The sequence below is a fragment of the Actinomyces gaoshouyii genome, assembly GCF_002076915.1.
GTDB classification, from domain to species: Bacteria; Actinomycetota; Actinomycetes; order Actinomycetales; family Actinomycetaceae; genus Actinomyces; species Actinomyces gaoshouyii.
This window is the reverse complement of the sequence record NZ_CP020468.1, coordinates 2,246,567-2,272,615: the sequence shown is the minus strand read 5'-3', so window position 1 is coordinate 2,272,615 and position 26,049 is coordinate 2,246,567. Positions and strand designations below refer to the sequence as shown.

21 protein-coding genes, 1 tRNA gene and 1 other RNA gene are annotated in these 26,049 nt (G+C 73.3%); 14 read left to right on the top strand and 9 right to left on the bottom strand.

The genetic code is table 11. The features are described from left to right. Positions 1-66: 66 nt before the first annotated feature. A complete protein-coding gene (locus B6G06_RS09630) occupies positions 67-828 on the top strand; it encodes an anaerobic ribonucleoside-triphosphate reductase activating protein (RefSeq protein ID WP_081172033.1) in 762 nt (253 codons plus the stop codon). 857 nt (positions 829-1,685) lie between these two features. Here B6G06_RS09630 and B6G06_RS09625 read toward each other — a convergent pair. Together B6G06_RS09625 and B6G06_RS09620 are read right to left on the bottom strand one after the other, a co-directional pair. Further along, entirely contained in the window at positions 1,686-2,849 is a 1,164-nt protein-coding gene (locus tag B6G06_RS09625) for a bifunctional glycosyltransferase family 2/GtrA family protein (protein WP_081172032.1), read from the bottom strand. A gap of 1 nt (position 2,850) precedes the next feature. Then, positions 2,851-3,903, bottom strand: a complete 1,053-nt coding sequence (locus B6G06_RS09620; RefSeq protein WP_081172031.1) for a phosphodiester glycosidase family protein — start codon at positions 3,901-3,903, stop codon at positions 2,851-2,853. 364 nt (positions 3,904-4,267) lie between these two features. Between B6G06_RS09620 and B6G06_RS10750 the strand changes: the two genes are divergently transcribed. Next, on the top strand, positions 4,268-4,522 hold the full coding sequence (locus tag B6G06_RS10750) for a restriction endonuclease (protein ID WP_081172030.1): 255 nt from the start codon (positions 4,268-4,270) through the stop codon (positions 4,520-4,522). Between the two features lie 101 nt (positions 4,523-4,623). Then, positions 4,624-5,076, top strand: a complete 453-nt coding sequence (locus B6G06_RS09610) for an abortive infection family protein (protein ID WP_125898932.1) — start codon at positions 4,624-4,626, stop codon at positions 5,074-5,076. Positions 5,077-5,320: 244 nt separating this feature from the next. On the opposite strand, the gene B6G06_RS09605 is transcribed toward B6G06_RS09610, so the two are convergent. Beyond that, positions 5,321-5,408: transfer RNA gene (locus B6G06_RS09605), tRNA-Ser, on the bottom strand. A gap of 306 nt (positions 5,409-5,714) precedes the next feature. Here B6G06_RS09605 and ffs point away from each other — a divergent pair. From ffs to B6G06_RS09580, 5 genes are all read left to right on the top strand, one after another. Further along, positions 5,715-5,809, top strand: an RNA gene (ffs, locus tag B6G06_RS09600) — signal recognition particle sRNA small type. A 194-nt stretch (positions 5,810-6,003) separates the two neighbouring features. After that, the gene (locus B6G06_RS09595; RefSeq protein WP_081172028.1) at positions 6,004-9,009 is read left to right on the top strand and encodes a DNA polymerase III subunit gamma and tau; all 3,006 of its coding nucleotides are present in this window, start codon (positions 6,004-6,006) and stop codon (positions 9,007-9,009) included. Between the two features lie 3 nt (positions 9,010-9,012). Beyond that, on the top strand, positions 9,013-9,618 hold the full coding sequence (gene recR / locus B6G06_RS09590; RefSeq protein WP_080462246.1) for a recombination mediator RecR: 606 nt from the start codon (positions 9,013-9,015) through the stop codon (positions 9,616-9,618). A 270-nt stretch (positions 9,619-9,888) separates the two neighbouring features. After that, positions 9,889-11,445 carry an aspartate kinase gene (locus B6G06_RS09585; protein WP_081172027.1) on the top strand — a complete coding sequence of 519 codons (1,557 nt, stop codon included), beginning with the start codon at positions 9,889-9,891 and terminating at the stop codon, positions 11,443-11,445. Next, the gene (locus tag B6G06_RS09580) at positions 11,442-12,521 is read left to right on the top strand and encodes an aspartate-semialdehyde dehydrogenase (RefSeq protein WP_081172026.1); all 1,080 of its coding nucleotides are present in this window, start codon (positions 11,442-11,444) and stop codon (positions 12,519-12,521) included. Before B6G06_RS09585 ends, B6G06_RS09580 begins: the two co-directional genes overlap by 4 nt. A 149-nt stretch (positions 12,522-12,670) precedes the next feature. Here the strand turns inward: B6G06_RS09580 and hemL are convergent, their stop codons facing one another. The 6 genes from hemL to B6G06_RS09550 form a co-directional block, all read right to left on the bottom strand. Continuing rightward, positions 12,671-14,122, bottom strand: a complete 1,452-nt coding sequence (gene hemL / locus B6G06_RS09575; protein WP_081172025.1) for a glutamate-1-semialdehyde 2,1-aminomutase — start codon at positions 14,120-14,122, stop codon at positions 12,671-12,673. 141 nt (positions 14,123-14,263) lie between these two features. After that, positions 14,264-15,334, bottom strand: a complete 1,071-nt coding sequence (gene hemB, locus B6G06_RS09570; protein ID WP_081172024.1) for a porphobilinogen synthase — start codon at positions 15,332-15,334, stop codon at positions 14,264-14,266. Continuing rightward, positions 15,331-16,263: a uroporphyrinogen-III synthase gene (locus B6G06_RS09565; protein ID WP_081172023.1), complete on the bottom strand. Its 933-nt coding sequence runs from the start codon at positions 16,261-16,263 to the stop codon at positions 15,331-15,333. Before B6G06_RS09565 ends, hemB begins: the two co-directional genes overlap by 4 nt. Continuing rightward, complete coding sequence (hemC, locus tag B6G06_RS09560) at positions 16,260-17,282, bottom strand: hydroxymethylbilane synthase (RefSeq protein WP_080462240.1); 1,023 nt, start codon at positions 17,280-17,282, stop codon at positions 16,260-16,262. Before hemC ends, B6G06_RS09565 begins: the two co-directional genes overlap by 4 nt. Then, positions 17,282-18,910, bottom strand: coding sequence for a protoporphyrinogen/coproporphyrinogen oxidase (locus B6G06_RS09555; RefSeq protein ID WP_081172022.1), 1,629 nt, complete (start codon positions 18,908-18,910; stop codon positions 17,282-17,284). The genes hemC and B6G06_RS09555 overlap by 1 nt, the downstream gene beginning before the upstream one ends. After that, a complete protein-coding gene (locus tag B6G06_RS09550; protein ID WP_373284808.1) occupies positions 18,907-20,211 on the bottom strand; it encodes a uroporphyrinogen decarboxylase in 1,305 nt (434 codons plus the stop codon). Before B6G06_RS09550 ends, B6G06_RS09555 begins: the two co-directional genes overlap by 4 nt. Before the next feature lie 259 nt (positions 20,212-20,470). On the opposite strand from B6G06_RS09550, the gene B6G06_RS09545 reads away from it, so the two are divergent. From B6G06_RS09545 to B6G06_RS09520, 6 genes are all read left to right on the top strand, one after another. After that, a complete protein-coding gene (locus tag B6G06_RS09545) occupies positions 20,471-21,889 on the top strand; it encodes a glutamyl-tRNA reductase (protein WP_081172021.1) in 1,419 nt (472 codons plus the stop codon). Beyond that, positions 21,886-23,193 (top strand): ferrochelatase, encoded by a 1,308-nt coding sequence (locus B6G06_RS09540; protein WP_081172020.1) that lies wholly within the window; start codon positions 21,886-21,888, stop codon positions 23,191-23,193. Before B6G06_RS09545 ends, B6G06_RS09540 begins: the two co-directional genes overlap by 4 nt. Continuing rightward, the gene (gene hemQ, locus B6G06_RS09535) at positions 23,190-23,972 is read left to right on the top strand and encodes a hydrogen peroxide-dependent heme synthase (RefSeq protein WP_081172019.1); all 783 of its coding nucleotides are present in this window, start codon (positions 23,190-23,192) and stop codon (positions 23,970-23,972) included. The genes B6G06_RS09540 and hemQ overlap by 4 nt, the downstream gene beginning before the upstream one ends. 74 nt (positions 23,973-24,046) lie before the next feature. Next, positions 24,047-24,451: a thioredoxin gene (gene trxA, locus B6G06_RS09530; protein ID WP_080462234.1), complete on the top strand. Its 405-nt coding sequence runs from the start codon at positions 24,047-24,049 to the stop codon at positions 24,449-24,451. Positions 24,452-24,505: 54 nt separating this feature from the next. Next, positions 24,506-24,997 (top strand): Dps family protein, encoded by a 492-nt coding sequence (locus B6G06_RS09525; protein WP_080462233.1) that lies wholly within the window; start codon positions 24,506-24,508, stop codon positions 24,995-24,997. Between the two features lie 73 nt (positions 24,998-25,070). Then, complete coding sequence (locus B6G06_RS09520) at positions 25,071-26,018, top strand: macro domain-containing protein (RefSeq protein WP_081172315.1); 948 nt, start codon at positions 25,071-25,073, stop codon at positions 26,016-26,018. Positions 26,019-26,049: the final 31 nt, after the last annotated feature.

The following is a 26,049-nucleotide window of genomic DNA, read 5'->3' as shown; positions in this document are numbered from 1 at the left end:
GCGGAGACGGGGGTGGCGAGTTGAAGACCCGCCGCCTCGATGAGATCGTCGCGGAGCTCGGGCTTGATGCTTGAGGCGGACGGGTCGAGAGCCCGGCTCGCCGGTCCCGCTGATTCCCTGGTGATCGCGGGGCTGGTGCCCATGAGCACCGTCGACTGGCCCGACCGCCTCGTGGCCACGGTGTTCTGCCAGGGCTGCCCCTGGAACTGCTTCTACTGCCACAACCGGGCGCTCATCCCCGCCCGCGCCCCGGGCGCGGTGGCCTGGGAGGAGGTTCGAGAGCTGCTGGAGCGGCGGCGCGGTCTGCTCGACGGCGTCGTCTTCACCGGCGGGGAGGCCCTGCGCCAGGACGCCCTCGCCGGCGCCGCGGCCGAGGTGCGCTCGATGGGCTTTGCCGTCGGGCTGCACACGGCCGGCGCCTACCCGAGGCGGCTGGCCGACCTCGTGGCCTCCGGCCTCATCGACTGGGTGGGCCTGGATATCAAAGCCCTGCCCGAGCACTACGAGGCCGTCGTCGGCCGCCCCGGTGCGGGGGAGAAGGCCTGGTCCTGCCTGGCCGCGCTCGTGGCTTCCCGCGCCGTCGGGGGGCCGGGCCTCGAGGTGCGCACCACCGTGGTGCCGGGGGACGTCACCGCCGACGACGCCGTCGAGGTCGCCCGCCGCGTCCACGATGCCGGGGCGCGGGTCTACGCCCTCCAGCAGGCGCGCGGGAGGGGGACGAGCGGGGCCTTCGACGTCGTCGCTCCCGGCTGGGACGCCCGGTGCGAGCGCATGGCCGAGGCCATCGAGGCCCTCGGCTGGGATCGGTTCACCTACCGGCCGGCCTGAGGCGCGGGCCCCGGGGCCGAGTGGGCGGCGCCGGAGACAGCGCCGACCCCGGCGGGGAGCTTCCCGTATGTCTCGGCGATGGCAAGGCGCGATCGCGGCGCGGCTACGGCGATCTCAGGCGGGACACGCCTGATCTCGGGCGGGAAACGGAGTGTCTCAGGGGCAGCAAGTCCCGGTATCGCCGGGGAAACAACGGTCTCGGTGCTCTTAAGGACCGATCTCGTTTGGAGGTCTGAAATGCCCTCTCCGGCAACTTTTCAGTGTCGTTGCGACGTGGAAGCGACCGTGCAGGAGGGTGAATCCCCAGGTCGGAGGCCTAAACTCTGAGGACCTTCTTCTCAGGATGTAACGATTGGTAGGGAACTTGCAGAGCCGCGGAGCGCCGCATAGTCTTTGAGTCGTCGCGGGGCACCCCGAACCCCGCACGATGTCACGAGCACAGAGAAGCGAAAGGATGGTGTACACAGGAAGGTGATGGCGAGTTGGATCACATGGGGGATCCGCCGAGTCAATCGCACACCTCCGCTCGTTCCTCGAGTACCCGCGCAGCCCGATTCCTATCCCAGGATCTCGTCCCTGATCCCTGAGCCCTGATCTCCCTGGGTCCTGGTCCCTGTAGGAATCAACGGCACGCGCGCCGTGACATGAGCCGCGCCCCCTGAAGGCGCGCACCGACCCGATGGCCGACCCTGACGATCTCTGATTGGTCATCGGTGCGGGCCGAGCCCCGGTCCTGCCGCCCTGAACGGCCGGACCGGGGCTCGGTGCTTCCCGCCCGGCATTCCCCTGGCACCCGTGCGCCCCGCCCCGCTCCGCGCGCCCCGGACACCGATCCCCTCCCGACGCCGGCCGGATCCTCACGCGGAGTCGCGGAAGACGAGCCTGCGCTGGGCGAGGTAGGAGGCGACGTACACGGCGCCGTCGCCCAGGATCTTGGCGACGCCCAGTGGGATCCCGAACCCCGTGAGGATCCGCAGCGCCAAGTAGCTGCCGACCAGCAGCGTCACCGCGAGCAGGAGGTAGCGGGCGGCCGTGCGGTGCACAGTGCCCGGCGCCGCCCGGAAGACCCGCCGGTTTATGAAGAAGTTCGCGCTCCCGGACACCAGGCGCGCCCCAACGGTCGCCACCAGCAGGTTCCCAGTCATCGCGAAGAGCGCCATGACGGCTGCCCAGTCGATGGCGAAGCAGCTCATGGAGGCGGCGATGAACCGCAGCAGCGGGGTGTAGATGCGGGCCGAGTCGGCGATGGGCCGGAAGTGGCTGGACGGATTGCCGGGCTCGTAGACGGTGGTGATCTCCACCTCCTCCACGGTCATCCCGAGCTCCCGGGCGCGCAGCAGGGCGCTGAGCTCGTACTCGTAGCGGTCCCCGGGCACCGACTGCAGCCAGTTGAACGCCCCGGCGGGGTAGCCGCGCAGCCCGGTCTGGGTGTCGCCGAGCGCCCAGCCGGTAGCACCCCGGAACAGCAGGGCGGTCGCCGTGTTCCCGATCCGGCTGCGCAGCGGTACCGAGCCGGTGAAACGGCGCACGCCGAGCGCCATGCGCCGCGTCCGGCGCACCCGGGTCGCAACGGCAGCGATATCGGCGGGCCTGTGCTGCCCATCGGCGTCGGCGCAGACCACGTCGGCCCCGGGCCGCAGCCGCGCGGCATGGGCCAGTCCGGTGCGCAGCGCGTGCCCCTTGCCCCGGTTGCCCTCGTAGCCGATGACGATGGCGCCCTGGTGGCGGGCGGCCTCGAAGACGGGCGAGTACTCGGGTCCCGAGCCGTCATCGACGACGAGCACGGTGCATCCCGGCAGCTCCCGGCGCAGGTCCGCGGTGAGCTCGGCCAGGCGCGCATCGGGGCGGTAGGCGGGGATGAGCACGGCCAGGAGCACCGCCGTCGCCTCCCCGACCGGCTCCTGGGAATCCGCCCGGGGCGAGCGCCGACCAGGCGTCGGCGGCATTGCCCACTTATCGGTGGCGGCGCTCGCGGCGCCCGTGATCGGCCCCGGCGCGGTGAGGGTTCGCGTGCTGCTCATCTCAGGCCCCCTGCGCGATGTAGAGGATGTCGGACGTGGCCCGCTCGCCGCCGTTGGAGGGCCGGTTGATGATCGAGCCGTTGAAGTACATGGCGGATGAGCCGCCGCCGTCGAGGTTGTAGGCCGACTGGCAGCCCAGATCAGCCATGATCCGCGCGAGCTCGGTCATGGTGGCGCCGCGCGAGTGGCCCTTCGAGCGGCCATCGATGACGACGAGCATGTAGTGGTTCGTGTCGATGCATCCCAGTGCGGTGCGGGGCTGCAACCCCTGGATGGAGTGGTTGCCGACATTCGTGTCCACCTCAACGGACTCGATGCCGGAGACGACCCGGCCATCGCGCACGAGCGCCGGTCCGAAGGACAGGGTGTTCCAGACCCCGGCGGAGGCGAGGGCCTGGGCGTTGGTGGCGGTCTCGTCGTAGATCTCCACGTGGCCGTCGGTGTAGAAGGCGATGCCCTCGCGGGCGGGGGAGTCGCGGTAGACCGTGCCGTTGCGGATGAGAATGCCGGTCTCGCGGAAGCCGTAGTAGTCGCCGTTGATGGCGAAGATGGCGTTGTTGGCCGAGGCGATATCGCTGGGCTTGGCGGTGATGTTGAGGCCGAACCGGTTGGAGGCGAAGGCGCTGCGAACGGCGGTGGCGTCTGAGACGGTGATGTCCGCCGTGTAGTAGGTGAGCGTGTCCGAGCCGGATCCAGTGGCCGTGGTACCGATCTGGATCGAGGTGGTGGGGGAGGCGTAGGAGGTGTCGGTCAGGGTGATCTGCTCCGCGCTCGCGGTGGCCTGGGCCGCATTGGTGACGATGGAGTTCGCGGCCTCATAGGCGGAGGCGTCCGTGACCTCGACGTGGTCGATGATGAAGCGATCCAGCGCCCAGGCCGAGCCCCCGGCGGCGCTGACGCCGAGGACGGCGGCGCCGCCGAGCAGGAAGCGGCGGCGGCTGTGGCGGCGCTTGGAGGCGGAGGAGGGGCTTGCGTGGGCGGCGGCCCCCGGGACGGTGGCGCCAGCGGCGTCCTCGGAGCCGGGCGTGATGGCGGTGCTATGCGTGCTGGTCATGGCAGGAAGCCTGACCGGCGAGCGTAAGGCCTCCATTGGCCGGCGTTGTGCAGTCCCTGTGAGAGCGTCCGGGCCGATTCGGCACGCTCATGCGGGGGCGGGAAGGGCGGATCATGGGGATGGCCTGCCGGGGGGGCGCGGGTGCCGGGCCTCGAACGCGCACTCACGGGCCCTATACGCATCCGAGACGGCGCCGATGACGGGCTTCAACGCGTTCACAACGAGGAGTCGGTGCGGGTGCAGTCCCGGGCGTGCCCTCCCCACTGGCGGAGGACAGAAGGGACGTCGTGCGACCCTCAGGTGAGGGGAGACCGGCGGGAGGAAGCCCCTCGGTACCAGGTGACGTGCCCCGCCGTGGCCAAGAATCGATCATGGGCCCTCTCTGACCTGGAGCGCGCGCGGGCGGCGCGGGCGCCCGGACCGTGGGATTGACCTCGTGGCCCGGCGCCGGGATGGCAGCGGCATGTGCGCGGTGCAGCGCAAGTTCTACGGCCCCAAGCACAGGGTGACGAAGGATGACGTCGACTCCTTCCTGAAGGATTCCAGGCGGCCGCTCGTCGAGGCGCCTCGCGTGACCTCCTGGAGAAAATCCTGTCGCTTCTCCGCCATCGTGCTTTAATCGTGTCACCTGACGGTGAACTGACTCAGGGTGCTGCTCGACTGCGCGACGCCCTCCATCGCGATGGCTGGACTCTGAGCCCTCAGGGCGAGTTGAGGGTCGTGGGTGATATCGATCTCGCTACCGGGGGAAGGGAAGCTCTCGATGAGGCCCTTGAACGCCTGCGCAGAAGTTCTGATGACCCAGCGCTCGCGATCGGGACGGCGAAGGATCTTCTCGAGTCGGTGGCGAAGTTCGTTCTTGAAGAGCTGGGTATGGGTGTGCGAAAAGGCGCGCCGTTCAATCAACTGTGGCATGTTGCGCAAGAGCGCCTAGGTGTTCTTCCGAAAAACGTCGATACAAACCTCGCAGGTTACAAGGAGATACGTCAGATCCATCAGTCGTCGTGGGATATCGCTCGGAATGTGAGCGCGCTCCGGAATCTTCAGGGAACGGGGCATGGGAGGACGCTTCCGACCGGAGTCTCGAAGGAACTCACCTGGCTGGTCGTGCGCGAGGCATGCAGCGTGGCCGAGTACATGCTCCGCCTCCTCGACAAGGAGCAGGGTAGATAGGGGCTGTCAACAGCCAAGTCGACCATCGACCCAGGGATGAGGAGGAGCGGCGGCATTGCACGAATCGACGGGATCGAGGTGTCAATTCTGCTGCCGTGCGGGCTCGACCTCGCGGAGGAGGCTCATGCGATCCGTGTGATTCCAGCAATCGTCGTCGGCGTCGATCGGCCGGCCCCTGAGCACGGCAGCAGAATCGACAAACCCCCCGCGACGGGGCCGTCGACTCGTCGCGGCGCCGGTCCTTTGGCGGAGGATGGGGGATTCGAACCCCCGAGGGCTTGCACCCAACACGCTTTCCAAGCGTGCGCCATAGGCCACTAGGCGAATCCTCCAGGCGCTCCACGCGGCCAGCGGCCACGTGCAACGGAGAGCGAATATACCGACCCCTCCGGATCGGCGCCACTCGACCTGGTCCCGGCGCCGGTGGGATCGGTCACGCGCATCGGTGAGGGCTCGGAGGCGGACTCCGCCGGCAGCGGGTCTGGCGAGCACCTGAGGGCGCCGGCCCTGTGAGCGCCGGGGAGGCGGCCCGCGGTCGAGCCCGCCTTCGTCCCGCCGCGGCAATCCGACGCGACGCTCTGAGAGGGCGGCCGGGGCGCCGAGGGCGACGGGGCGGGGCGACGTCGGGTATGGTGTTGCCCGGCCCCTCGTGCGGCGTCATCCAGTGAATCCCCCAGGACCGGAAGGTAGCAAGGGTAAGCGGGCTCTGGCGGGTGCACGGGGGGTCCTCACGTGCCGGGCGAAGGCGCGATGGCCGGCACTGCGCGCTGAGTGGTGACGTGCGCGCCGACATGGTGCGTCCTGCCCGCGCCTGTGGGCGCGGATGGCACCTATGGGTGCAGACGGCACCGGTCGGTGCGGATGGCGCTGCCCCCGCTCGCCCCATTCGCCTCGCGCGGCGTCATCCCTCCCGTTTAGAGTCGGAGGGTGACCACCGCGCTCTACCGCCGCTACCGCCCGGATGCCTTCCAGGACGTCATCGGGCAGGACCACGTGACCGCCCCCCTTATGGCGGCCCTGCGCGGCGACCGCGTGACCCATGCCTACCTCTTCTCCGGCCCGCGCGGTTGCGGCAAGACCACATCCGCCCGAATCCTCGCCCGCTGCCTCAACTGCGAGCAGGCCCCCACCGACACCCCCTGCGGGGCCTGCTCCTCCTGCCGCGACCTGGCCACCGGCGGCCCCGGCAGCCTCGACGTCGTCGAGATCGACGCCGCGTCCCACAACGGCGTCGACGACGCCCGCGATCTGCGCGAGCGCGCCGCCTTCGCCCCGGCCCGGGACCGCTACAAGATCTTCATCCTCGACGAGGCCCACATGGTCACCCCCCAGGGCTTCAACGCCCTACTCAAGCTCGTCGAGGAGCCCCCGGCGCACGTGAAGTTCATCTTCGCCACCACCGAGCCGGAGAAGGTCATCGGCACCATCCGCTCGCGCACCCACCACTACCCCTTCCGGCTCGTCCCCCCGGACATCCTGGAGGTCTACCTCGCGCACCTGTGCGACGCCGAGGGCGTGCGCGTCGGCCCGGGCGTCTACCCGCTCGTCGTGCGCGCCGGAGGCGGCTCCGTGCGCGACACCCTGTCCGTCATGGACCAGCTCATCGGCGGCGCCATCGGCGGCGCCGTCGACTACGAGCGCGCCGTCGCCCTCCTGGGGTACACGGACGTCACCCTCCTGGACAGCTGCGTGGACGCCATCGCCGGTGCCGACGGCGCAGGAGTCTTCCGCGTCGTGGACCGGGTGGTCGCCTCCGGGCACGACCCCCGCCGATTCGTCGAGGACCTCCTCCAGCGGCTGCGCGACCTACTCGTCATCGCCCTGGCAGGCTCCGAGGCAGGGCCTGCGCTGGGCTCCCTGCCCGCGGACCAGCTGGCGCGCATGGAGGTTCAGGCCCGCACCGTCGGCGCCGCCGGGCTCTCCCGCGCGGCCGACCTCACCGCCCAGGCCCTCGGCCAGATGGTCGGGGCCACCTCCCCGAGGCTCCAGCTCGAGCTCCTCATGGCGCGCCTCCTCGTCCCCTCCCAGCGCGCTGGGACGGCAGGGGGCCCGACGCCGCCGACGGGCAGGGCTGGAACGCCTGGGCAGCAAGGGCAGACGGGCGGCGCGGGCCAGTCGGGCCGCGCACCCGGCGGGGAGGCGCAGGCCCCCCAAGCCGGCTCCGGCCGGGAGATGGCCGCCCAGATCGCGCAGCGCGCGGCCTCAGGGGCCCAGGGGCCATCGGCGCCCTCCGCACCTGCCGCGCCGAGTGCACCGGCTGCCCCGGTCGCGCCTGCCCAGAGCGCCGCACGGCCCGCTGCCCCCCATGAGCCGGAGCCCGCCCGGCCGGTCGCCGTTGACTGGGACGCCCCGGCCTCGCCCGGCATGGGCGCGGGAGCGCCAGCCGCACCCGCCTCCGCGGCTTCTGCCGCCCCTATGGCAGCGAGCGCGCCCATGGCGCCCTCCACCCCCGAGGCGCCGGGCACGCCCTCCGCCCCGGTGGAGTCATCGAGCCCCATCGATGGCTGGGGCGAGGCGGCCCGGCCCGGAGCGCCGTCGGCGCCCTCCGCCCCATCCCGGCCCGCCGCGCCAGCCGGCGCCGGTGCCGCCGATGCCGAGATGCTGCGCGCGCGCTGGGAGGAGGTGCTCGACGCAGCGAAGCGCTCGCGCCGCGCCACGTGGGCGCTCGTCGGCCCCAACGCCCAGCCAGGGCCCATCAGCGGCGGCACTCTCACGCTCCTGTTCACCGCGCCTGGTCTCGTCGGTGCCTTCGACAACGGTGGGCACGGACCCATCCTCGCCACTGCCATCCACCAGGCCCTCGGCCTCGAGCTCCAGGTGAGCGCCGTCGTCACCGGTGGTGACGGGGCGGGCCCGGGAGGCCCGGCCGGGCAGGGCGGTGGGTCCGGTCGAGGTCCCGGTGGCCCGCCGCGCCAGCCGGCCCCGGCGCCGCGGAGTCCGCGCGGCGCCCAGAGCGCCCCCGCCGCCCCGGCTGGGCGCCCCAGCCACCAGACCACCCCCACCGCCTGGGACGAGCCCGCCCCCTTCGGGCCGGAGCCCCCGATGGACGAGGCCCCCGAGCCCCCGCAGGGCCCCAACCCCGAATCCGGCGCTCCCGTCTGGGGCGGAGCGCCGAGCATCCCGAGCGACCGCGCGCCGTCATCGGGGGAGCCCAGCGCCCCCGAGGCGCCGTCCGCGCCCGTCCCGCCGTCGCCTCCGACCGCCCGCGCCGTCGGTGACGACGGGTGGGGCGAGGTCGCCATCCCCGGTGGCGCGCTCGCGGCCGCCAAGGCCGAGCCGGAGCCCCCGGCCGCCGCGCCGCAGGCGGAATCGCCCTCTGCCGCCCCCGCGGGCCGCGCCTGGGACACCCCTTCGCCCGAGGCCCCCGTGGAGCCCGCCGCCGTCCCGGCCCCGGACTCCCCCTCCCCTGAGGACGACGCCCCGCTGGCCACCGTCCACCGCCTCCACGCCCTGCCCGAGATCCCGCACCCCACCGCTGCCTCCCCGTCGGCCGCCGCGCCGTCGCCGAGCGCCGCATCTGCCTCGGCCCCGGCCGCTCCCGCCCCGCACCCGGCGGTCAGCTGGGAGGGCCCCTCCTCCTTCTCCGACGGCGTGCCCATCCCCGACGAGCCCGCGGACGACGGCGAGGGCGTTGCCCCCGAGGACACGGACACCTGGACGCCCGCCCCCGGCGTCTCCGCTGCTGTTGCCGCTGCGCGCGCCGCCGCCCGCGGCCAGGCCCCGCCCGGCCGGAACCGGTCCGGACAGGCGGGCACCGGCACGCCGGGCGCCGCCGGGGGCGCCGGTTCGCCGGCCGTGTCCCCGGAGGACGACACCCCCAGTGAGGATGATGAGGACGCCGAGGAGTCCGGCGTCGTCGGCCTCGAGGTCGTCAAGCGGCTTCTGGGCGCCACCGTCCTGGAAGAGGTCACTGTCACTCAGGAAGGACGCTGAGGCGTGCCCGCTGTCTATGAAGGCGCCGTCCAGGATCTCATCGACGAGTTCGGCGATCTGCCCGGCATCGGCCCCAAATCCGCCCAGCGCATGGCCTTCCACATCCTGGCCGCCGACTCGGCCTCGGTCGAGCGGCTCATCGACGCCCTGCGAGCCGTCAAGGCGCGCGTGCGCTTCTGTGCCACCTGCGGCAACATCGCCGAATCCGAGCAGTGCGCGATCTGCCGTGACCCTCGCCGCGACGGCCGCGTCATCTGCGTCGTCGAGGAGCCCAAGGACGTCGTCGCCATCGAGCGCACCCGAGAGTACCGGGGCCTCTACCACGTGCTCGGCGGCGCCATCGACCCTATCAGCGGGGTGGGCCCGGATGACCTGCGCGTGCGCGAGCTCTTCGCCCGCCTGGGCTCCGGGGAGGTCGAGGAGGTCATCCTGGCCACGGATCCCGACGTCGTCGGGGAGGCCACCGCCGCCTACCTGACCCGGATGCTGCGCACCATGTCCGTGCCCGTCTCCCGACTCGCCTCGGGCCTGCCGGTGGGATCCGACCTGGAGTACGCCGACGAGGTCACGCTCGGCCGCGCTTTCGAGGGCCGCCGCCGCGTCGAGTGACCCCGTCCCGCCACTGCCATCCGCTCCCGCGTCCCCCGAGCGGGCGGGAGCGGAGGCGGGAGAGCGCCGGTGCGCCGTGGAGGGCCCGAGCGCAGGGCGCGCCTGCTCGCCTCCCGCACGGGTTCCACCATGGGGGACGTAACCGGCCGGTCATCGGACTGGCCGTATGCTGGGCTCACGCTGCGTCGTCGTGGGCCGATGCCGAAGGGCCCCGCGGGCCCTGGCCGCGCCCCAGCCCCAGCGGCGCGGCCCCGAGGTGAGGAGAACCCGATGGCCCTGGTCGTCCAGAAGTACGGCGGATCATCCGTCGCCGACATCGAGGCGATTCGACGTGTCGCCAAGCGCGTCGTCGCCACCCGCGAGGCCGGCAACACGGTGGTGGTCGTCGTCTCCGCCATGGGCGACACCACTGATGAACTCCTCGACCAGGCCGCGGCCCTGACCGCCACGCCCCCGGCGCGCGAGATGGACATCCTGCTGTCCGCCGGCGAGCGCATCTCCATGGCGCTGCTGGCCATGGCCATCGACGAGCTCGGCGTGCCCGCGCGCGCCTACACCGGCGCCCAGGCCGGCGTGCTCACCGACTCCAAGTACGGGCGGGCATCCATCGTCGGAGTCCTCCCCGAGCGCGTCGCCCGCGCCATCCAGGCCGGTGCTATCGCCATCGTGGCCGGTTTCCAGGGCATCAACGAGGTCGAGGACGTCACCACGCTGGGCCGCGGCGGCTCGGACACCACCGCCGTCGCGCTGGCCGCCGCCCTCAACGCCGACGTCTGCGAGATCTACACCGATGTCGACGGCCTGTTCACCGCCGACCCCCGGATCGTCCCCACAGCCCGGCGCGTCGGGTCGCTCTCCAGCGAGGAGACTCTCGAGCTCGCCGCCCACGGCGCCAAGATCCTCCACCTGCGCGCCGTCGAGTACGCCCGCCGCTTCGGGGTGCCCCTCCACGTGCGCTCCTCCTTCTCGGACAGGACCGGCACCTGGATCTACGACGGCACCCGCCCCGGCGCCTTCGTGCCGCCCGCCGCCGCCGAGCGCCTCAACGAGGTCGTCGCCGCAGATACTGAGTCCGCCGATGCGGCCGGCACCGATCGCCCGGCCGGTGTTGCCGGTGCCGCAGAGCGTCAGCCCCGCCCCGCGTTCAGCGCGGCCGAGGCCCCGGTCCTCGACGGCCTGTCCGGCCGCGTCGTCGCCCCCGAGGGCGCCGGGGCTCCCTCATCGGCCAGCGTCGATGCCGCCCACCGCCACGCCATCACCACCCGGGCCGCGGCCCGGCCCCGCCCGTCCGCCAAGGAGGACCACGTGGAAGCCCCCGTCATCTCAGGGATCGCGCACGACCGCAGCCAGGACAAGATCACCCTGGTCGGCGTGCCCGACATCCCCGGCGCCGCTGCGCGAATCTTCGCGATCGTGGCCGGAACCGACGCCAATATCGACATGATCGTCCAGGACGTCTCCGCCGAGGGCACGGGCCTGACGAACATCTCCTTCACCTGCCCCGACGGCGACTCCGCCGCGGCCCGTGAGGCCCTGGAGACCGCCAAGGATGAGCTCGGCTTCCGGTCCCTGCACTTCAACCCGGATATCGGCAAGCTCTCACTGGTCGGCGCCGGCATGCGATCCAACTCCGGCGTCTCCGCCCGCCTGTTCAACGCCCTGGCCGAGACGGGGGTCAACATCCACATGATCTCCACCTCCGAGATCCGCATCTCCGTGGTGGTGGATGACGCCGTCCTGGACGACGCCGTCCGAGCAGTTCACACCGCCTTCGGCCTCGACGCCGATGCCGCGGAGGCAGTCGTCTACGGAGGGACCGGCCGATGAGCGCCCCAGTCAACGAGTACATCGGATCAGGTGACGGGGTCGTCGTCGCCGTCGTGGGGGCCACCGGCCAGGTGGGACGCGTCATGCGCGCCATGCTGGAGGAGCGCGACTTCCCGGCCCGCGCCGTCCGCTTCTTCTCCTCGGCCCGCAGCGCGGGGACCATCGTGGAGTTCCACGGCAAGAGGATCGAGGTCGAGGATGTCGCCACCGCGGATCTGGCGGGGATCGACGTCGCCATCTTCTCCGCCGGCGGGGCCGCCAGCCGCGAGCACGCCCCCCGCTTCGCTGCGGCGGGCGCCGTCGTCGTCGACAACTCCTCCGCCTGGAGGAAGGACCCCGAAGTGCCGCTCGTGGTCTCCGAGGTCAACCCGCGCGCGCTGGCAACCCGCCCCAAGGGCATCATCGCCAACCCCAACTGCACCACCATGGCCGCCATGCCGGCCCTCAAGGCGCTTCACGAGGAGGCCGGGCTCAAGCGGCTCATCGTGTCCACCTACCAGGCCGTCTCCGGTTCCGGGCGCGCGGGCGTCGCCGAGCTGGCGGGCCAGGTGCGCGCCGTCGCCGACCAGGACCTGGAGGGCCTGGCCCTTGATGGGCGGGCCGTGGACTTCCCCGAGCCGGGCGTGTACGTGGACACCATCGCCTTCAACGCCGTGGCATGGGCCGGTGGCGACGCGGGCGACGGCTCCGGCGAGACCGACGAGGAGCAGAAGCTGCGCAACGAGTCCCGCAAGATCCTGGAGATCCCGGACCTGCTGGTCTCGGGCACCTGCGTGCGCGTCCCCGTGTTCTCAGGGCACGGGTTGAGCGTCAACGCGGAGTTCGAGCGGGAGATCAGCGTGGAGCGCGCCCGTGAGCTGCTCGAGGCCGCGCCCGGTGTTACTTACGAGGACGTCCCCAGCCCTCTCAAGGGAGCGGGTCGTGATGGGACTTTCGTCGGCCGCCTGCGCGCCGACCAGGCCTTCGAGCCCGGCCACGGCCTCCAGTTCTTCGTCGTGGGGGACAACCTGCGCAAGGGCGCCGCCCTCAACGCCGTCGAGCTCGCTGAGCTGGTCGCTGCGGAGCTGCGAGCCTGAATCACCCGCGGAAGTGGCGGGGTTTGAGGATTGCTCGGGCCCCTGAGGGTCCGCGCTCTCGACGCTCGGGTCGCAATAAGCTTCTGACCTGCGATAACAGATGGCCTAGTGGCTGCGTCGGAAAAAGCAATCCTCAAACCCCGCCATTCTCATCGACCGCGGTCAAGGCGAGCGCCCGCGCCGGCCATCGCCGCTGCCCGCGCCGCCGTGGGGGCGGCGGCCGCAATGGTCTCGATCTCCGGCGCGCCGTGCGCCGCAGAGACGAACCAGGCCTCGAAGACGCTCGGCGGCAGCGCCACTCCGGCGTTGAGGAAGGTGTGGAAGAACGGTGGGAACCAGTGCGTCTCCTGGGCCTGCGCCTGTCCGAAGTCCCGCACTCCGCGCTCGGCGGCATCCGCGCCCAGCATGATCGAGAACAGCGAGCCGGAGCGCTGGACCCGGTGCGCCACGCCCTCAGCGGTCAGTGCCTCGGAGACCACCGCCTGGATCCGCGCGGAGGCGGAGGCCACGGAGGTGTAGACGGCGTCGTCGGCCAGCCGCAGGGTCGCGATCCCGGCCGCCGTCGCCAGCGGGTTCCCCGAGAGGGTTCCGGCCTGGTAGACGGGCCCGATCGGGGCCAGCAGGTCCATGACATCCGCGCGCCCGCCGACGGCGGCCAGCGGCATCCCCCCGCCGATCACCTTCCCGAAGGTCAGCAGGTCCGGCACCCAGGCGGCCCGCTCGCGCCAGTCGGCCCCGGGCCACGACGGGGCCACCCCCGCGCCGCCATCCGGGAGATCGGTGGACCAGCCGTCGATGGCCTCCAGGCCCCAGAAGCCGGCGGGCCCCACCCGGAAGCCGGTGAGGACCTCATCGGCGATCATGAGCGCGCCATTGGCGGCGGTCAGGCGGCGGATCTCTTCGTTGAACCCGGGTTCGGGCGGGACGATCCCCATATTCGCCGGGGCCGGCTCCACGATGACCGCGGCGATCTCGCTCCCGCGCTCGGCGAAGCACTCCTGGAGGGCGGTGATGTCGTTGTACGGCAGGACGATCGTCAGCGCCGTGATGCCCGCCGGCACGCCCGCGCTGCCCGGCAGCCCGCCCGTGGCCACGCCCGAGCCCGCTGCCGCCAGGAGGCCGTCGCTGTGCCCGTGGTAGCAGCCTGCGAACTTGACGACGACGTCTCGGCCCGTGGCGCCGCGCGCCAGGCGGATCGCCGTCATCGTCGCCTCGGTGCCGGTGGACACGAAGCGCACGCGCTCGGCCGCCGGGACGCGGTCCCGCACGAGCTCGGCCAGGATGGTCTCGGACTCGGTGGGCGCGCCGAAGGACAGCCCGCGCGCGGCGGCCTCCTGTACGGCGGCCACCACCTCCGGGTGCGCGTGGCCCAGGAGCGCCGGCCCCCAGGAGCCCACGAGATCCACGAGGTCGCGGCCCTCGGCGTCGCGCACGCGGGCCCCGCCGGCCGAGGCGATGAAGCGCGGCGCGCCCCCCACGGAGCCGAAGGCGCGCACGGGGGAGTCCACGCCGCCTGGGATGATGGCGCGGGCGGCCTCGAACAGGGCCGTGCTCGTCGGGCCGGCTGCGGTGCTGGTGCTGTTGGCCGTGGTATCGGGCATGCGGGCCTCCTGGCGTGCGGGTTCCGGGGATGAGCCTAATCGCTCGGCCCCGCGCTTGGGAGCGGGGGAGAGCACGGGGCGCGGAGAGCAACTGGGCCGGGGTCAACGGTGCTCAACCCGTGGGCCCGCCGGGTCCTGGCCTCACAGTCCCTCGGCGATCTCGCGGGCCCAGTAGGTCAGCACCGTGTCCGCGCCGGCCCGCATGATCCCCAGCACCGACTCGGCGATGACGCGCTCGCGGTCGATCCAGCCGTGCTGCGCCGCCGCCTCCACCATCGCGAACTCGCCGCTGACCTGGTAGGCCGCCACCGGCACCGGGCTCGCCGCCGCCACGTCGGCCAGCACATCGAGGTAGGGGCCCGCGGGCTTGACCATGACGATGTCCGCCCCCTCGGCGATGTCGAGCATCGCCTCGCGCAGGCCCTCACGGCGGTTGGCCGGGTCCTGCTGGTAGGTGCGCCGGTCACCCGTCAGCGTGGAGCCCACCGCCTCCCGGAACGGCCCGAAGTACGCCGAGGCGTACTTCGCCGAGTAGGCGAGGATCGCGACGTCGTCGTGCCCGGTGGCGTCCAGGGCCGCCCGGATCGCCGCGACCTGCCCGTCCATCATCCCCGACGGGGAGACCATATGCGCCCCGGCCTCCGCCTGCGCCACGGCCATCGCCTGGTAGCAGGCCAACGTGGAGTCGTTGTCCACCTCGCCGGCGCGCGGATCGCCCTCGGGGCGCAGCAGGCCGCAGTGCCCGTGGCTCGTGAACTCGTCGAGGCAGGTGTCCGCGCACACGACGAGCGCGTCGCCCACCTCCTCGCGCACCGCCGCCACGCCCCGGTTGAGGATGCCCTCGGCCGCCCAGGCGCCGGACCCGGTCTCATCGCGGCGCTCGGGCACTCCGAACAGGTCGATCGCCCCGATACCCGCGGCCGCGCAGGCCGCCGCCTCGCGCCGCAGCGAGTCGAGCGTGTGCTGGACGAGGCCGGGCATCGCCTCGATGGGGTGCGGCTCATCAATGCCCTCGCGCACGAACAGCGGTTGGATGAGGCGGGCCGGGTCGATGCGCGTCTGCGCCACGAGCGCGCGCATCGCCGCTGTTGCGCGCAGCCGCCTGGGCCGGATGATGGGCCGCTCCGGCGCGGGCACTGCCCTGCTGGTCAGGACGCTGGCGGCCGGTGAGGTCGCGGGATCGAGCGGGTTCGGCAGGACTGGCTGGGTCATGAGGGCTCCTCCGGAGTCGGTGCGTGGTGCGGGCGGGCGGAGCGCGGGCCCGTGATGATTGAGACGGCGGCGCTGACGGCACTCAGGACGCCGTGCGGCGTGGGGGAGTCGGCGACAGCGTCCGGCCCGAGCCCGAGCCGGGCCGCCTCGGCCGCTGTCGAGGGCCCGAGGGCGACAACGGCGGTGCGGCGCCCCATGCCCGCGGGCCGCGCGGGTGGTGGGCCCAGGAGCTCGTGCAGTGCCCGGGCGCCCGAGCCCGCGAGCAGGACGACGACGTCGAAGCCGCCCGATGCCGGGTCCGCGGGGGAGCCCCAGGCCCGGGTGAGACCGGGCGGCAGGGAGTCGGCCGGGGCCGTCCGCGTCGAGTAGGCGGGTACGGCCTCCACCAGCCATCCCGCCTCTCTAAGGCCGTCGGCCAGCGCGGGGTCGGCGATCGCCGAGGCCGGGAGCAGCAGGCGCCCGCGCCCCTCCGGGCGCTCCGCGCTGCTCGCGTCCTGCGTGCTCTCCCCGTGCGCGCCGGAGCTCTCCGGCCCTCCGGCCAGGAGGGGTTCTCGCAGGAGGCCCGCCGCGCCGCCGTCGGCGACGATATCCGCCCGCCGGCCGATCGATTCCTCCAATGCCCTGGCCGTGCCCGGGCCGACCGCGGCGAAGCGCGTCGAGGCGGGAGCGCCCGCCAGGCTCATCGCCGCCGGCGCCCGCGCGCTCGTGACCACCACCCAGGCGTAGGCGCCGGAGGCCAGACGCTCCTGCGCCCGCGCCATCGCCTCGCAGTCCCCCGGGACGGTCTCGGTCAGCGCCACCGCGACGACCTCCGCCCCCGCCTCCTCCAGTGCCGTCGCGATGCGGTCGCCCGCCGCCCGCCGGGTCAGGAGCACCCGCGCCCCGGCCAGCGGGCCGGCCTGCCCGGCAGCGCGCAGGGCGTGCCTCACTGCCCCGCCTCAGGCCGGTGCGGTTTCGTCGCGCGAAGATCGGCGACATCCCCCGCACCGTATCCCAGCAGGTCGGAGGCGATGCGATGGCCCAGTGCCTCGGCGCCATCCAGGTCGGTGATCCGCAGGCGCGAACGCACCGCCTCCGTTCCCTTGACCGAGATGACCGCGGCGTCGAGGAGCAGGCCCCTCTCGTCCACCTGGGCGAGCACGCCCACCGGTGCCGCGCAGCCCGCCTCCAGGCCCTCCATGACGGCCCGCTCGGCGACCACCTCGGCCCGCGTCACAGCATGATCGAGAGTGGCCAGCAAGGACGTGAGGAGTGGGTCGGCGTCGATGCGCGCCTCCACGGCGAGGGCGCCCTGGGCGGCCGCGGGCAGCATGACGTCCTCGTCGAAGGCCTCGGTGACGTGAGCCGTCAGGCCCAGCCGTATCAGTCCCGCCATCGCCAGGACCACGCCGTCCAGGTCCGGCCGGCGCACCCCGAGCGGCCCATCGGGCCACACCCCGGCCCCGAGGACCCGTGACAGGCGCGTCGGCACATTCCCCCGGATATCGACGATCCGGAGATCCGGGCGGCGCAGGAGGAGCTGGGCCGCCCGGCGCGGGGAGCCCGTCCCCACCCGCGCCCCGCGCGGCAGGTCGTCGAGGTCCCAGCCGTTGCGGGCGCACAGGGCGTCGAACGGGTCATCCCTCTGGGGCACCGCCCAGATGCGCAATCCGTCCACGGGCGCTGTCGGCAGGTCCTTGAAGGAGTGGACGGCCAGGTCGCACCGGCCATCGAGCACCGCCATGCGCAGCGCGGCGGCGAAGGCCCCCGTCCCGCCCAGGCTCGCCAGGGATGAGGGATCGACATCGCCCTGGGTGCGCACTGGCACGAGTTCGACCCTCACCCGCTCCCCGGCGGCTGCCGCGGCCCTTTCCAGAGCGCGGGCGATCGTCCCTGACTGGGCTGTGGCCAGGGCTGATGTGCGAGTGCCCAAGCGGATCGTTCTCGATGAGGGCATAGCGGATGTCATCAATCCTCCTCTGTTCCTCCGGGCTCAGCGTTCCGAGCGCCGGGCGGCCCGACCATCTCCGCCGCGCGCTCGCAGGCATGGGCGACGACGGCCGCGATCCCCGTGCCCGCCACCCAGGCTCCCGTGACGCTCAGGCACGGGAGGCTCGCGACGGCCTCCTCCAGGCGCGCGGTGCGCTGCCGGTAGTCGGGCATCGCAGGTGGAAGTGTCCCATCCCATCGGACGAGGCGGTGGTCCAACACGTCATCGAGATCGATTCGTACGCCGGTCAGGGCCGCGATGTCGTCGAGAGCGTCGGCCAGCGCGGGCTCGGGCCGCGGCCCGCCCGGCCGCCCGTAGGACAGCCGTAGCGCGGCCGTGCCCTCGCCGTGCTGATCGCGCAGACCCTCGGCGATCCACGGCCATTTCGCGTCCAGGTGGGACAGGGCCTTCGCCGCCACGGGGCAGGGGGCTGAGGATGGGGGCGCCGGCGCGACGAGCAGGCCCGAGCCCACCGGTGCCTCGGCGAGTCCCGGCGCGCGGGCGACGATCGTCAATCGCGCGATCGGCGCGCCGGAGGGGATGGCGATGTCGAGGGTGTCCGGGGCGAGCCCCGGGGCCCCGGTGAGGAGCCGCAGTGCGGCGTGCGCCGAGCAGGCCAGGACGACGCGGCGCGCCCGGACCTCGCGGGGCGCTCCCACGGCGATGGGTTCGTCCGACGGTGTCGCCCCCCGCCCCGTCGGGGTCAGCGCCACGCGCCAAGGGCCATGCCCGCCGGGGCCGTCCTCCGGGCGCATCCCCCGCGCTCCCCAGCGGGTGAGCACCGTCCCGCCCGCGAACTCGATCGCCGCGCGCAGGGCGGCGGTGAACCGGTGCATCCCGCCGACGACGCAGACCTCGCCGCGCTGTCCCGCCGGGCGGGAGCGCCGCTTCTCCAGCCGCGCGCGGATCGCCGCCTGGAGCGAGCCGAGGCGGATGACATCGGCGCGCAGGCCCGGCACGACGACGTCGGCGTCGAGCACGGCGGGATCGTTCGCGTGGATGCCGGCGACGATGGGGCGCACCAGCCGGTCGAGGACGGCCTCGCCCATGCGGGCGCGCACGAGTGAGGCGAGGTCGCGCGGGTCGCTGGGGGAGGTGCCGATGCCGGCGGCGAGCTCGCCGTCGCGGGCGGCGCGGCGGGCCCCCGCCTCGCCGAGGAGCGCGATGGCGTCGTCGGACAGCGGGTCGGCGGGGATGCCGAGGATCGCCTCGCGCGGGAAGGGATGGAGGGCCCAGCCGCCCGAGGAGGGCACCCCGGCGCCGGTGACCGCCGGGCCCGCCCCTGCCATGGGCGGCAGGAAGAGACTCGGGCGCCCGCGATGGGCGGTGGTCTCCAGGCCGAGGGCGTCGAGCATGGTGGTCACGGCCCCGCCCCGCAGGACGACGCTCTCGGCGCCCAGGTCCATCGGCACTCCGCCGATCTCACCGCCCGCGATGAGACCGCCGGTGTACCCGCGGGCCTCCACGAGTAGTGGGCGCAGCCCCGCGCGGGCGAGCTCCCAGGCCGCGGTCAGCCCCGCGACGCCCCCGCCGACGACGAGCGCGTCCGCCTCCGGCGGCGGTGAGGGCGGAGATGGGTGCGCTCCGCCCGCCCCTGCCGCGCTCACGCGCGATCACTCCCGGTGCCGGGCACCGGGGCCCCGGGCGCGCCGACCCAGCCGTTCCAGCCCGCGAGGGCAGTGCCCTCCCATTCCTCGTCGCCGTGCGCCCGCGCCACGATACGGGTGAGCGCGTCCGGGTCGGTGGCCGGGGGGACGCCGTGACCGAGGTTGAGCACATGTCCCGGCGCGGCGCGCCCCGCCTCCAGGCAGGCGTCGACCGCGGGGCCGAGCGCCGTCCAGGGCGCGGCGAGCAGCGCCGGGTCGAGGTTGCCCTGCACCGGGCACGCCCCCTCGCCTCCGAGCTCACTGATCGCCCAGGCCAGATCCGTGCGGTCGTCCACGCCCACGGCGTCGGCCCCTGCGGCGCGCATGTCCGCCAGGATGCGGGCGGTGCCCGTGCCGAAGTGGATGAGCGGCACGCGCCCGCCCGCGGTGGGGGAAATGGCCCGACCCGCGATCTCCAGCGCGCGCGCCGAGTGGGGGGCGACGCGCTCGCGGTAGTCCTCCGGGCTGAGGGCCCCGGCCCAGGAGTCGAAGAGTTGGGCGGCGCTGGCCCCGGCACGGATCTGCAGGGCGATGAACTCGCCCGTGATCTGCGCGCACCAGTCCAGCAGCGCGTCCCAGGATGCGGGGTCGGAGCGCATGAGTGTGCGCGCGGCCAGGTGGTCGCGGCTCGGTCGCCCCTCCACGAGGTAGGCGGCCAGGGTGAAGGGCGCTCCGCCGAAGCCGATGAGCGGTGTCCATCCCCAGGTGCCGCGCGAGTGGGCGAGGCCCGCCAGTGCCCGCTCCGGCATTCCGCCCGTGACGCCCGGCCTTCCCGGGGCCCCGAGCTCGGCGACGACGGCGCGCACGGTCTCCTCGATCGCCGCTAGCCCGCTGGGGCCGGTGGGAGTCTCTCCCAGGGCGCGGGCGGTGAGCTCGGCGACGTCGGCGGGCGTGCGGATCGGGTGGTCGACGACGGGGCCCACCTCGGGCTCGATCCGCACCGCGACCCCCGCCAGGGCGAGGGGGACCATGATGTCGGAGAAGAGGATCGCGGCGTCGACGCCGTGACGCCGCACGGGCTGGAGGGTCGCCTCGGCCGCGGTGGCGGGATCGAGGCAGGCCCCCAGCATCCCCGTCATGCCCGCGCCCCGCGCACCGTGCTCGCGCAGCGTCCGGTACTCGGGCAGGGAACGGCCGGCCTGGCGCATGAACCACACGGGAGGACGGCTGGGGCGCGTACCGCCCAGTGCCGCGAGGAGCGGGGGGAGGGTGTCGGCGTCATCGCGGACAGTTGAATTAAAACAAGCGAATGTTGTGGAAATGAGGGCCTCCCATGGGATGCGATGCGGTGCGCTGATGGTGGATCGCCCGGCTGGGGGCCGCCTCGCCATGGTCCATGACGTTGGTCGCGCCTCCTTCCGGGAAGGGCGGGTTGCTGGCGTTATATTGCGGGAAATGAGAGATGACGCGATGTCATCACTGGTTCCTGACGTGCCGACATGACGATTTCCGCTCGCTATTGAGCCGATCATCCGGATTCGTTATGGGCGCGTGCGGGACCGGTGCTTCAATTCAAGCACTGTGACGATCCATCTCCTCTCAGCCGACCACCTCTCCCAGGGCCTCGACGTCGTCGCCCGTCTGGGGGGCAACTCTCGGCGCCTCGGCCCCGATATCCTCGCCGCCGTCCCGGGCCTGCGCGGCGTGCTCGTTCTGGCCACCTGCAACCGTCTCGCGGTCCTTCTCGATGAGCCGGACGGCGCCGTCCCCCCTCCCGACGGACCGGGGGAGTCCTCGCTCGCCGTGCGTGAGACGAGCGCCCTGCTGGAGCGCCGCGCGGGCATGCCCGGGGGCTCCGCCGGGCTCAGCGCCGTCCGCGGCGTCGACGCCTACCGCGAGCTCATCGCCACGGCGGCGGGCCTGCGCTCGATGATCATCGGCGAGCGCGAGATCGCCGGGCAGTTGCGCCGATCCCTCGTCCGGGCCACGGAGGAGGGCACCATCTCGGCCGATCTGTGCCGACTCGTCGAGCGGGCCTCGGCGGCTTCCCGCCGCGTTGCCCGGGAGACGGCCCTGGCCGGGGCGGGCCGCAGCCTCGTCGCCGTCGGCCTCGGCCTGGCGGCCCAGCACATGCCGGTCCTGGAGGGGGCGCGCGTCGTCGTCGTCGGGACCGGAGCCTACGCGGGCGCCACCGTTGCCGCGCTGCGCGACAGGGGCGTGCGCGACATCGCCGTCCACTCCCACTCCTCCCGCCGGGCCGCCCCGCCGAATCAAGCGGCCCGGCGCGCCCGGGAGCCGCAGCCGGTCAGCGCCGCCGGGCCCGACCGCGCCACCGCCTTCGCCCGCAAGCGGGGCCTGGCCGTCGTCGGCCCCCACGAGCTCCCCGACCGCCTCGCGAGCGCCGACCTCGTCATCACCTGCCGCGGCCTGGGCGGCCCCGTCATCACCCGCGGGCTCATCGACGACGCCCTGGCCCGCCGTGCCTCGCGAGAGCCAGACCCGCAGGATCCGCGCGCCTCCCGCCGACCCCTCGTCATCCTCGACCTCGCGCTCAGCCGCGACGTCGACCCCGGCGTCGCCGACGCCCCCGGTGCGCTCCTCATCGACCTGCCCCGCATCCGTCAGGCCGTGCCCGCCGCCCAGACCGCCCAGGTGGAGGCCGCTGAGGCGATCGTCGCCGAGGAGGCGGCCGCCCTCGACCGGCTCATGGGCGGGCGCCGCATGGATCCCGTCATCCGAGCGCTGCGAGGGCGCGCCGAGCAGATGGTGGTGCGCGAGGCGGCCCGCCTGCGCCCCGACGACGGGCGGGTGGGCCTCGACGACGCCGTGCGCGCCCTCGAGCGCTTGGCCGCCGCCCTCATGCATGCTCCCAGCCAGGCCGCCCGCACCGCGGGGGAGGCCGGTCTCGCCGAGGACTACCTCGCCGCCCTCCCCATGGTCCTGGGGGCCATCGGCGGCCCCGACTCGCCCGCGCCGACCCCCGCTCAGGAGACGCGATGAGTGATCCCCTCGCCCCCTACGACGCCGTCCTCCTGCTGTCCTACGGAGGTCCCCAGGGCCCCGACGACGTCCTGCCCTTCATGCGCAACGCCACCGCCGGCCGGGGCGTGCCCGATTCGCGCCTCGCGGAGGTCTCGGTCCACTACCGGCGCTTCGGGGGCGTCTCTCCGATCAACGCCCGCAACGCCGAGCTCCTGGGGGCCCTGCGCGCCGAGCTCGCCGCGCGCGGCTCGCGCCTGCCAGTGGCCATCGGCAACCGCAACTGGCACCCGTTCGTCTCCGAGGCCCTGCGCGGGCTCGCTGACGCCGGGGCGCGCCGCGTCCTCGCCATGACCACCGCCGCCTACGGCTCCTACTCCGGGTGCCGCCAGTACCACGAGGACCTGGCCGGCGCGCTCGCCCTCCTCGCCGTCGGCTCCGACGGGGCGACGGGCCGGGGCCCCGAGGCCGACGCCGCCGCGCGCGTGGGGGGCGCCGGGGGCGGGCCGGTCGAGATGGTGGTCGATAAGACCCGGCCCTTCTACAACACCCCCGGCATGCTCCGGGCCAGCGCCGATGCCATCGTCGCCGCCTATGACGAGCTCGCAGCCCAAGGGGTCCCCGCTGAGGCCGTCCACCTCATCCTCGTCACCCACTCGATCCCGGTCCCCATGGAGCGCGGCTCCGCGCCAGGGGGCGGCCTCGGCGCTGAGAGTGGAGCATTCGATCCCCGGTGCCCGCCTTCAGTACCCGGCTCGCCTCCCGTCCGCGAGCCGGGCGTCGCGGCGGACCTGTCCACGGAGATCAGCTACGTCGAGCAGCACCTGGGGCTGGCGCACGTCCTGCTGCCGGTCCTCGCCCAGCGCCTGGGCCTGGACTCGCCGCCCGATCTCGACCTGGCGTACTGCTCGCGCTCCGGCCCGCCGCAGGCCCGCTGGCTCGAGCCCGACATCAACGATCGCATCGCGGCCCTGGCCGCGGCGCCCGAGCCCCCCGGTGGCATCGTCGTCGCGCCCATCGGCTTCATCGCCGACCACATGGAGGTCGTCTTCGACCTGGACATCGAGGCCCGCGAGACCGCCGAGGCGCTGGCCATGCCCTACGCGCGGGCCGCCACCGCGGGCACGCACCCGGCCCTGGTCACCTCGCTGGCCGACCTGCTGGCCGAGAGGGCCGCCGTCGCCCGGGGCGAGAGCGTCGTCCCGACCAGCACGACGGGCGCCGGCCCCTTCCACACCGTCTGCCCCGACTCCTGCTGCCGCCCCAGCGGCGGCGATCACGCCCGCGACCATCGCGTCACCCGCCACTCCGAGGAGGACTCATGACCACCGCGCCCGACAATGACGCCCCCGGCATCCACCGCTTCGAGGATGAGGAGCGCCGCCCCCACCGCGATCCGCGCGACGCCGTCGACGTGGACTTCGACGCCATCAACGACCGTAACCACTATGCCCTGTGGGCCGTCCTGCGCCTCGCCTCGCCCCTGCCCGCCGACGACGCCGAGCGCGCCCGCATCGTGGCCGAGTCGGCGGGATTCATCGAGGCCGCGGGCGTGACCACCCGGGGCTGGTACGACGTCGCCGGATTCCGCTCCGACGCCGACCTGCTCATCTGGTGGCTCGACGACGACCCCGTCAGGCTCCAGGACGCCTATCACCGGCTGCGCGCCTCGGCTCTCGGCCGCCACCTGGAACCGGTCTGGTCCTGCATGGGCCTGCACACCCCCGCCGAGTTCAACCGCCGCCACGTCCCCGCCTGCTTCGCGGGCACGGCCCCGCGCGACTGGTGCATGGTCTACCCCTTCGTGCGCTCCTACGACTGGTACCTCCTTCCCGACGAGGAGCGCAGCCGCATCATGGCGGCCCATGGTCGCAACGGCTTCTCCAAGTACCCCGACGTCAAGGGCTCGACGCTCGCCGCCTTCGGCATGAGCGACTACGAGTGGATCCTCAGCTTCGAGGCCGATACCCTCGACCGTCTCGAGGGGGTCATCCACCACCAGCGCTACACGGAGGCCCGCCTTCACGTGCGCGTCGACACCCCCTTCTACACCGGTCGGCGCCTCGACCCCCAGGCCTGGGCCGACCTCCAGCCCCGGGGCTGAGTACGATCCCCCGGAATATACGCTGGGGGTATCTGTTGTCCTGATCGGCTGTCGTCGATCTGAAAGGCAAACCCATGGCTCTGACCACTATCACCGGCAAGGAGTTCAACTCGACCGTGCGGGGCGAGGGCATCACCCTCGTCGACTTCTGGGCCTCCTGGTGCGGTCCCTGCATGCGCTTCGCCCCGGTCTTCGAGAAGGCCGCCGAGGCGAACCCGGACATCGCCTTCGTCAAGGTCAACACCGAGGAGGAGCCCGAGCTCGCCGGCGCCCTGGGCATCTCCTCCATCCCGACCCTCATGGCCTTCCGCGACGACGTCCTCGTCTACCGCGAGGCCGGCGCTCTGCCTGCCAAGGCGCTCGAGGCGCTCATCGCGCAGGTCCGCGATCTCGACATGGATGCCCTCAAGGCCGAGATCGCCAAGGAGCGGACGGAGGGGCGGGCCGGGCAGGACGCCGCCGGCAGCGAGCGGGCCTGAGCCCAGTCTCATACGAATTACTTTTTGGATCCGATCGAGAGTATGGTAGAGCCCATGAGCACTAAGACCGTCACCTCCGCCCCCGTCCGCATGTCCTTCACCGCCTCCGAGACCCTGAGTGATCACCTCCAGGCCTCTCTGGTGGACGTCACCGCCCTCAGCCTGGTGGCCAAGCAGATCCACTGGAACGTCGTCGGCCCCAACTTCCGCGACCTCCACCTCAACCTCGACGAGGTGGTCGACATCGCTCGCTCCGGGTCGGACGCGCTGGCCGAGCGCATGCGCGCTATCAATGTTGTTCCCGACGGCCGCCCCGGGGTGATCGCCGCCAAGACGACGGTCCCCGAGGCCCCCGTCTCCCAGGTGATCACCAACGAGGCCGTGGACTACATCGTCTCGGCCATTGACGCCGTCGTGAAGACCCTGCGCGCTGTCCACGCCGAGGTCGATGCCGAGGACCCGATCTCCAGCGGCATCCTGGAGGACTACACCCAGCAGCTCGAGCAGCAGGGCTGGTTCCTCTCCGCCCAGAACTACACCGCCTGATCCTGCCCGTGTGCGGCCGCGGGGCCGGATGGGGACTGACCCGTCCGGCCCCGCGCCGTACCCTGTGGCCATGATGAAGCCGTCCGCAGCGCCCGGTCCCAGCCCGATCCGGCCGCGCACCGCCGCCGAGGGGCGCATCGCGATCCTCACCCGGTACTTCGCCACCGACGCCGTCAACCACGGTGACGTCGCCTCCTTCCCGCCGCCGGCCGCCCTCGACGAGCTCCCCTTCGCCGAGCGCCGGCGCCTGCTCGACGGATTGCTCACCATCCGCCCGCCCCGCCCCATCGACGATGAGGACATGCGCGACGAGCTCGATGACATGCTCGCCGCCGAATCCCGTGAGCGCGCTGCCGCGGCCGGCGACCCCGACGCCCTCGCGCTGTCCGTCCTGGCCGCCACCCACGGCGTGCCCGGCGCCCTGGGCGAGCGCGTGGCGCTGTGGGAGGGGGATCTCACCACTCTGCGCGCGGGCGCCATCGTCAATGCCGCCAACGAGCGGATGCTCGGCTGCCGCGCGCCCGGCCACGCCTGCATCGACAACGTCATCCACGCCGTCGCCGGTCCCGGGCTGCGCGCCGAGTGCGCCGAGTACATGGCGGGGCGCGCTGAGCGGGGGGAGGGGGCTGAGCCCGTGGGGCGCGCGGTGCTCACTGGCGGCTACCACCTGCCCGCCGAGCACGTCATCCACACGGTGGGGCCCGTCGTCGAGGGCGGGGTGGTGGAACAGCGCCATCGAACCCGCCTTGCGAGCTGCTACCGGGCGATCCTCGATACCGCCCAGGGGGCGGGGCTGGACTCGGTGGGCCTGTGCTCGGTGTCCACGGGCGCCTTCGGCTACCCCAAGGAGGAGGCGGCCCCACTCGTCCTCGAGACGATCGGGGCCTGGCTCGCGGCGCGCCCGGAGTCGGATCTGCGGATCGTCATCTGCGCCTTCTCCGCGACGGATCGAGTCGCCTATGAGAGCGCGCTCGTGGCCGAGGCGGGGCGGGAGGGATCTGGCCCCGCAGATACCGTCTGACCTGGGAGCCGTCTGGCCTCGCTGGCCCCGC

Excerpts from the sequence above, each read along its gene's own strand:
- B6G06_RS09630 (WP_081172033.1), top strand. The coding sequence starts at position 67 with ATGCTTGAGGCGGACGGGTCGAGAGCCCGGCTCGCCGGTCCCGCTGAT.
- B6G06_RS09625 (WP_081172032.1), bottom strand. The coding sequence starts at position 2,849 with ATGAGCAGCACGCGAACCCTCACCGCGCCGGGGCCGATCACGGGCGCC.
- B6G06_RS09620 (WP_081172031.1), bottom strand. The coding sequence starts at position 3,903 with ATGACCAGCACGCATAGCACCGCCATCACGCCCGGCTCCGAGGACGCC.
- B6G06_RS09585 (WP_081172027.1), top strand. The coding sequence starts at position 9,889 with ATGGCCCTGGTCGTCCAGAAGTACGGCGGATCATCCGTCGCCGACATC.
- B6G06_RS09580 (WP_081172026.1), top strand. The coding sequence starts at position 11,442 with ATGAGCGCCCCAGTCAACGAGTACATCGGATCAGGTGACGGGGTCGTC.
- hemL (WP_081172025.1), bottom strand. The coding sequence starts at position 14,122 with ATGCCCGATACCACGGCCAACAGCACCAGCACCGCAGCCGGCCCGACG.
- hemB (WP_081172024.1), bottom strand. The coding sequence starts at position 15,334 with ATGACCCAGCCAGTCCTGCCGAACCCGCTCGATCCCGCGACCTCACCG.
- hemC (WP_080462240.1), bottom strand. The coding sequence starts at position 17,282 with ATGACATCCGCTATGCCCTCATCGAGAACGATCCGCTTGGGCACTCGC.
- B6G06_RS09540 (WP_081172020.1), top strand. The coding sequence starts at position 21,886 with ATGAGTGATCCCCTCGCCCCCTACGACGCCGTCCTCCTGCTGTCCTAC.
- hemQ (WP_081172019.1), top strand. The coding sequence starts at position 23,190 with ATGACCACCGCGCCCGACAATGACGCCCCCGGCATCCACCGCTTCGAG.
- trxA (WP_080462234.1), top strand. The coding sequence starts at position 24,047 with ATGGCTCTGACCACTATCACCGGCAAGGAGTTCAACTCGACCGTGCGG.
- B6G06_RS09525 (WP_080462233.1), top strand. The coding sequence starts at position 24,506 with ATGAGCACTAAGACCGTCACCTCCGCCCCCGTCCGCATGTCCTTCACC.
- B6G06_RS09520 (WP_081172315.1), top strand. The coding sequence starts at position 25,071 with ATGAAGCCGTCCGCAGCGCCCGGTCCCAGCCCGATCCGGCCGCGCACC.